This window comes from Actinomadura geliboluensis (genome assembly GCF_005889745.1).
In the GTDB taxonomy this organism is placed as follows: Bacteria; Actinomycetota; Actinomycetes; order Streptosporangiales; family Streptosporangiaceae; genus Spirillospora; species Spirillospora geliboluensis.
The window spans coordinates 20,545-27,546 of record NZ_VCKZ01000063.1 but is presented as its reverse complement, the minus strand read 5'-3'; the positions used below and the strand labels follow the sequence as shown (position 1 = coordinate 27,546).

Here is a 7,002-nt window from a genome sequence, read left to right as displayed (position 1 = left end):
GGGGCGGTGGAATCGGGGGGTGTGGAACCCCGGGAAGCGGCCGTCTGGTCCCAGTCCGCGGGCACCGTATCGGACGTCGCCGACTGCGCTTGCGGATCCGGCGCGGGCCTCTGCCTGGCCGGCGACGCCGCTTCGGCCTTGGCCCGGCGCAGTAGCCGTTGCCAGTGCGCCAGATCCTGCGGCCCCTGGTCGGGGCTCAGGCTCTCGTTTTCGCGTCCGCAGCGTTCCAGGCTCAGCACTATCACCGTGAGCATGTGCGCCGATGGCAGCCGCTCGCCGTTGACGACCTGACTCAGCATCGACCGTGACACGCTGGTGGGCAGGGTGGAACGGCCGTGCGCCAGAGGATAGATCTCTCCCAGCCTGGGTGCGATCTTGTTGACCGACGAGGACGGCGGGGACCCGCACCCGATGTAGAGGTCCTTGATCTCTCGGACGAACTCCTGGCATGCGGGACCGCCGCGGAGCTGAGAGGTCATCGGCACTGCTACTCCTCGCTGATCGCCCTGCACGGCTTCGGAGTCCTTGAGGTCCATGTCACCGTGATCGGCAGCCAGCAGCCTGAGCGCGCGTGCCGGCGCGCGTCCTATCGCCGCTGCCATGGTTGCTGAACGAGCTCGCGGCCACATCGCCGGCTGGATGCCGGCGGCCGCGCAATCCCCCATGCTCCGGGCCGGGAACATGGCCCATCCCCCAAGTCGGCGGTGGCCTCCCCGGGACAGGCATGTCAGCAGGAGTAGATGATCCTGACCGACGGCGTCAGGATGTCACGCGCTGGTGAGAGCTGTCTGCGTACTGCGACACTATTCCCACCCTCCCTCACACCAATGATCATTTACAGCGAATTGATCATTTGTACGAGTAGAGCCGACGTGCGATGGGGCGGAAGGGCCTGGACCGCCATGCCGTTCAACGCGTGGCGGTAGTACTCGCAGTCGCTGGCGCGGTCTGGGTACAGCACACCGGCGAGATGCTCCAGATACACCATGTCGGGCACGTCATGGCGCTGCGAGCGCAGCAGCGTGATCGGTCCGCTGAGCGCCACATGCCCGCTGGCGGCGAACGGGATGACCTGGATGGTGACGTTCGGCCGGTCGTTCACCTCCAGCAGATGCTCTAGTTGCCGGAACATGACGGCCTTGCCGCCCACGGACCTGCGCAGGGCGGCTTCGTCCAGGATCGCCCACAGTTGCGCGCCCTGCCCTTGTCCCAGGACCCGTTGCTGACGCTGCATCCGCAGCCGAACCCTCATCTCGTTCTCCGCCGGCGGAGCGTCAGGGTGCACCAGGTCGATGTGCGCGCGGGCGTAGGTGTCGGTTTGCAGCAGGTCGGGGACGCACACCACGGCGTAGCAGCGGATGACGTCCGCGGCCTGTTCGATCCCCAGATAGGGCAGGAACCACTCGGGGATGACCGGGCGATAGGCTTGCCACCAGCCACCTCGTTGGCCCTGCCGGGCCAATTCCAGCAGCGACACCCGCGTGGCGTGCTCATCAACCTGGTACAGGTCGCACAGGGCGATCACATCGTGAAGCCGTGACCGGATGATCCCGGCCTCCATCGCGTTCAGGCGCGCCTGCGAGCCCACCACCTGGGCGGCGACCACTTCGCTGATCTGCGAAGTCGCGCGCAGCCACCGCAGCCGGGCACCTAAGACAAGCCGTGGGATCGTCCCACCGGCGCTCTGATCGGCTCTCAACTCAGCGGCGAACCGGGCGGTGAGCCCCCCGCCCATCGCCATGCGCATGCCGCACTCCCTGTCACCCGCCGTTGCTCCGGCTCCTCTCATCATTCATCAACAAGGCCGGCCCGGCGCCCCTATAAGCCCTATCAGCTTCCCGGTGGGGCCACCACTGCCCCCACCCACACTCAGCAGTGCCCAGGCACAGGCGGCCTCATCTCCTCGTCACACCTGCCGCGTTCCTGGCAGGGCGCCTCCGCCGAGGCTGCCGTAATAGCGGATGAACGAGGTCCCCTTCCCCATCGCATCCGCTCCTTGCGCGAGCCTCGATCGTGTGCCGTGCGACCTGGGCCGACCCGGCCCGGGCGGAGAACACCGGCCAGGATGCAGGTAGCTCTCCCCTCCCCGGGGCGACACGGCGCCCTGCCGCATTCCCTGCCGCACGCACTGCTACCCGTGAAGGCACCTGCGGTGATCTCCAAGCGCGCGAGCGATGCTGCTGCCTCGCCCACCGACACGGCACACAGCACACGTGCGGTGACTCAGGGTTTTCGCGCCACGCCACAGAACTGATCGGTCTCGGCGGGTTCACCGAACGGTGTCGCCTCCGGCTTCCACCGCGTGCACGACACCACGCCGGGCGCGACCAGTTCAAGCCCTTGGAACAGGCTCTCGATCTGCTGTGGAGTGCGATGCACTCCTGGCGGCTTGCCGAACTGATTCCACTGCTCGATCGCCCGGACCATCTTCTGTCCGGTGACCTCGATGGTGGGGTGCGCGATGGCGAGGTAACTTCCCGAAACCAGCCGCCGCATCAGCCCGTCGATCACCTGGTGAGCGTCCTGGTCATCGGTGAGGTGCCACACCACTCCCAGCATCGTGACCGCCACCGGCTGGGACAGATCGAGGGTCTCCTCAGCCTCATCGATGATCATGTCGGGCTCGCGCATATCGGCGTCCAGGTAGGCGGTGGCGCCCTCCGGGGTGCTGCTGAGCAGCGCCCGCGCGTGCGTCAGTACCAAAGGATCGTTGTCGACGTACACGATCCGCGCATCCGGTCGGATCCGCTGAGCAACCTCGTGGGTGTTGTCGACCGTCGGCAGCCCGGTACCGATGTCCAGAAACTGGCGGACACCCTGCTCGACCAGGAAGCGCACCACACGCCGCAAAAACAGCCGGTCCGCGCGCGCCTGCTCGACGATATCCGGCAGAACGCCAGCTATTTGATCGCCTAGTTCACGATCGACGGCGTAGTTCTCCTTACCACCGAGCCAGTAGTCCCAGATTCGAGCCGAATGGGACACTGTGGTGTCGATCCCCGGCACCGACACAAGACGTGGCTCCTGCGGTTCCAGCGGTTCTTTCATGCCCTTCTCCTGCACGAGAGGCCCTCCATCACGGGAGCTTCCACAATAGACGACCCGCGAGTTCTGCTTTGGCCTGTTCAGGCCAGATACCAGCAGTGTTACTGCGACGCCACAGCAACATGAAATAGCACCAAACCCAGGGCCTGGCACCCGGTGACCACAAGAGATACAACCGCAGCATCACCCCCAGCCGCCTCCCCTCGCAGGCTCGTCACGAACGACGCGTTCGGCGCACCCGACGAACTCGACAGTGCTGGCGCAGGGGATGCAAGCCCATCCGATCCAGGCGACGTGCCCCCCGCCGCTCCCCCACCACGCGGGCAGGGTCAACTGTTCCGGCGCCACTCCAAGCCCGCGCCCGGGGATCACCGCACGTCAGTGACCATTGGCGGGCGCTCCTCCCAGGGCCGGTTACCGATCATGCCGGAAAGGCGTCCAGCGCGTTGTTCGGCGGCGAGCCAGCGTTGCCGGCGGGCGACATCCCGTCACGCGCCGGTACCGAGGAAGTGCCCCCACCTCGAGGTCGACACCGACCTGCCTGACCGCCGCGGGCAGATGCTCGGCCCGACATCGGCGCAGGAAAGGATCGCGCACGCCGCATGCGGGCTCCGCAATACGTCGGAGGCGCCGGCAACCTCCCCTTGGACGGGATTCGTCGCTTTCTGGGGCAAAGTGATTCAGGCGGACGTATCGCTCGATGAGCGTCCGACTGGGCGTGCGGCGCCCGAGAAGGGCGACACCATGACCGACAGAATCCGGAAATGCCGTTCATTTGTGGCAGGGTAGATGAAAGGGTGCTCCGCCGAGGAGATCAAAGCGGGGCAACCGCCAGGATCCGAGCGGCGGTGACGGCCCGCCACAGCCACCGGCGCCAGCCAAGCGCAGGGTCCAGCACCAACGGGTTCACCCCCTCCTCAACGCCCCCTCCTCAACGCCGGAACTCGCCGCTCACCCGAGACCTTCCCCCGGCGGGCAGCAGCAACGCTCCGGGCAACCAGCGCCAGCACCTAGCAAACAGCACTGTCCGATGGCGTCGACGCAGGTCACCGGGGTAGCGTGTTACCGTATGAACGCGGACCCGCCCCGCACTCGTGGATCAGCGGGTCTAGCTTGTCTCCCGGACTGAAAGCGGTCGAAGGCGAGAGGGTCCTCAGCAGCGACCGGGCTGGCTGAACCCGGCCCAGCCCGGAGTACTCCCCGATGTCTGCGCGGTCACAGCGTTCCCGTGCACCCGGACACGCGCTGGCGATGCTCGGCCCCGCAGCTCAAGAGCCCCCCGCGGTGGGCGTTAGCACCGGACCACGCACCGGGAGCCACGCACCGGGAGCCACGCACCGGACCCCGTCGGTGGCAGCGCCCAGACCACCCGATCGCCCCCGCCTCGCGTGCATCGCCTGCCGGGATACCACATGCATGCAGGGTCATCGGCGTTCCCGACAATCCGGGTCGTCGCCATCGCCGACAGCCACGGCCAGCGTCCGCGCACAAGCCTGAAGTAAAGCACCGGGCGCGGGGACAAACCGCCGCATTCATGCCCACGGTGCAGGCTGGCTAGGGGCCGACCCGGTGAAGCGGCGCGCCGCACCACCGCCCTACTGGCCAAACTCGTCCTGAGCCTGCACGATGACCTGCGGGGACACACATCGGTTCAGCCCCAGCGGAGACACAGGCCACTACGGGACCATCGTGGAGGAGCAGAGGATGCGCGGTCGGGGGTCGCGGCGCCGTCACCGTCAACGCTACAAGCGGCACCTGTGGAACCGGCACGCCGGCGCCATCGCCCGCATGCGCGGCCTGGCCAACAAAGACCTGGACAACCACGATCTATGCCGGGAACTGGCCCTGTGGGTGCGCGCCTACCGGCATGACCACGACGGGCAAGGCCCCTGCTGGTCCCTCATCGCCCTGCGCGCCCGACCTGATCTGTCGGACCCGAGACCAGACCCCGACCACCCGGCCCCCGCCGGGATGCTGCAGCGCGCCTACACCGAACGGCTCCTCACCGGCCTGAAGAGCCGCCGCTGGCTGCACCACGACCGCCGGCCAGGCTCGACCCGGCAGGGGCCCCGCCTGTACGAGGAAGGCACCCTCCCCAGTGAGCGGCACCGCACCCAGCAAGGCCCGCGCAACACCGCAGCCTAGCCGAGAACCAGAGATCCAGCTCTGGCCCCGGATCAAGCTGGAGTCACTGCTCACGCAGAGGCCGCAACTGGCAGCCAGCCACGGCCTTCACTGACGATGTACGGGATAGTGACGGGACCCTCGCCTTGGCCGTCCCCGTCCCGGGCTCCCGGCGAGGTGGATGAGCACGCCACGTGTTCGCGGGGCGGCGGGAGACAAGGGCGGCCTCCACTTCGGCGCGGTCGGGGCGGCTGAGCCACGGTCTGATCCAACACGATTCTCCGCCCCCCTGCCCGACCGTCTTCGCGTATCGCAGCATGGTCGTCTTGCGGCGGTCAGGGACTGGCCGTTTCGTCGACGGGGAAGGGTGCTTGAATCCTGTGGTGAAGGACGTGATGCATCACTGGCTCCCTGATCGCCACGTCAGCGTCGCGGCGACGCTGTCGCACGCAGACGAGCTGATCGGGCAGGTCGCCGACCTGCTATTCGACTATCAGACCCAGCCCGGTGGCGTCGTGGGCCTGGCGGAGGTGCCAGCGGGTCGGTTCAGCCGGTCCGTCGTCGAACGAGTGGCTCCGATTCCCCGCAAGGTCCCGCTGCTGGTGGCCGACGCGCTGGTGGCACTGCGGGCCGCCCTGGAGCACGTGCTGTTCGCGGAGGTCGAGTTCCTGGACGGCTCACCGTTGGAGGAGACGGCGGCCAAGTTCGTCGACATGCCCGCGTCGGACACCTACAAGAACTTCCAGGCCTGGAAGAAGAAGCGCGCGAAGAAGGGCCCGCTGTCATTGCGTGCTGATGGTGAGCTCGTGCGGCGGATCGACAGCCTGCAGCCCTTCCACCGTCGCAGCGACCCCCATATGCACCCACTGGCCAGGCTGGCCCTCCACACCAACCATACGAAGCACAGGACGCCGGCGATCACCGCCGTCCGCATAGCCGCTATGTACCAGGACGACCAGCCGCCTCGCTCGATCCGTGACCTTGCTCCGCGCCCCGAGGAGCCGCTGTGCGTGGGCGACGTCATCGCCCAGACCCCGCTGGGCACCCACGTCCCCATGACCTTGTTCACGACGGTCGGGATCAACCGCCCGGGCACGGACCGGTGGCCGGTGCTGATACAGGAGCTCGACGAGCTCTCCCACTGGGTCCGCACCCGGGCGGTACCGCGTCTGGTAACGGGTATGGAGCCGCCCGAGCCCGCACTCCCGACGCGCTACGAGATCGCCGTCGGGCACGAGAACGAGCGTCAGGCGATGGCGGCGGGATCGGCGACTTCGGCCGCAGAGCGCCACAACCAGCGCTTGAGTGCGGCGTCGGTCCGCGCCGATCTCGCCGACACGATCCGTCGAATGGACGGCTCTCCGAGCGCCCGTCAGATCGCCGCCTGGCTGGCCCAGCTGACCGATGAGGAGGTGCTCGACCGGATGGCCCGGCTGGAGGCGACCACCCATGACTCCGCCGTGATGCAGCGCAACTTCGAGGTCATGAAGGGCCTGCGCGACGAAGCCCAGAGGTTCGCTCGTGACGGCGGGCCGGCAGCGGGCGGCACTGGGTGAGCGCGGCCACGTCGACCACCGCCGCGGTCGATCGCGGTGGATCCTCCTCGATGTAGTCCGTCCAGCCGAGCCGGGCGGGCGCCGGGGGCTGTCGGCCGCTGACCCCTCGGCGGGAAGCGGTCATGAAACCGACACCGCAGATCTGGCACCGGCTGAGGGCGGGACGAAGTACACGCTCAAGGGCGCTGGAGCGGGCGGGAGCTGCCAAGCGGGTTCCCAGGATGGGGACTTGCCGCCCGCTCTTGGCCTGGACCTGGATGAGCACGCGCAGCGGTCG

The 7,002-nt window shown here is 68.0% G+C and carries 5 protein-coding genes; 2 read left to right on the top strand and 3 right to left on the bottom strand.

The annotated features are described in order from the left end of the window. From ETD96_RS11850 to ETD96_RS11840, 3 genes are all read right to left on the bottom strand, one after another. Positions 1-536 (bottom strand): hypothetical protein (locus ETD96_RS11850; RefSeq protein WP_138636361.1); only part of this gene is annotated, 536 nt, incomplete at its 3' end. 299 nt (positions 537-835) lie between these two features. After that, positions 836-1,747 carry a helix-turn-helix domain-containing protein gene (locus ETD96_RS11845; protein ID WP_171068983.1) on the bottom strand — a complete coding sequence of 304 codons (912 nt, stop codon included), beginning with the start codon at positions 1,745-1,747 and terminating at the stop codon, positions 836-838. Between the two features lie 476 nt (positions 1,748-2,223). Beyond that, a complete protein-coding gene (locus tag ETD96_RS11840; protein WP_138636364.1) occupies positions 2,224-3,048 on the bottom strand; it encodes an SAM-dependent methyltransferase in 825 nt (274 codons plus the stop codon). A 1,701-nt stretch (positions 3,049-4,749) separates the two neighbouring features. Here ETD96_RS11840 and ETD96_RS11835 point away from each other — a divergent pair. Together ETD96_RS11835 and ETD96_RS11830 are read left to right on the top strand one after the other, a co-directional pair. Beyond that, the gene (locus ETD96_RS11835) at positions 4,750-5,190 is read left to right on the top strand and encodes a hypothetical protein (RefSeq protein WP_138636359.1); all 441 of its coding nucleotides are present in this window, start codon (positions 4,750-4,752) and stop codon (positions 5,188-5,190) included. A gap of 362 nt (positions 5,191-5,552) precedes the next feature. Continuing rightward, entirely contained in the window at positions 5,553-6,725 is a 1,173-nt protein-coding gene (locus ETD96_RS11830) for a hypothetical protein (RefSeq protein WP_171068982.1), read from the top strand. Positions 6,726-7,002 lie beyond the last annotated feature (277 nt).